1 pseudogene is annotated in these 237 nt (G+C 51.9%); it reads left to right on the forward strand.

The annotated features are described in order from the left end of the window. Positions 1-195: pseudogene (locus WLY71_RS31085) on the forward strand (metal/formaldehyde-sensitive transcriptional repressor); the annotation flags it as partial. Between the last annotated feature and the right edge of the window lie 42 nt (positions 196-237).

Raw genomic sequence — 237 nt, forward strand, 5'->3', positions numbered from 1 at the left:
AGCGCTCGACTCTGATGATGACTGCTCAAAAACCTTGCTTTTGGTCGCTTCGACCCGTGGCGCGATCAATGGGCTGATGGATGAAATCATCGAAGACCACGCTCGTGAACATGTCGCGATCCGACACTCAGCAACGAAGAAAGAGCGAAAGGCGTCGACGAGCTCCTCGAAGCTATTCGCCGCTATTCCAAATAGGATTTACCCAGATGAGTAATTCGTACACGGACTATGCCCACG

It is taken from the genome of Pseudomonas rossensis (assembly GCF_039888995.1).
In the GTDB taxonomy this organism is placed as follows: Bacteria; Pseudomonadota; Gammaproteobacteria; order Pseudomonadales; family Pseudomonadaceae; genus Aquipseudomonas; species Aquipseudomonas rossensis.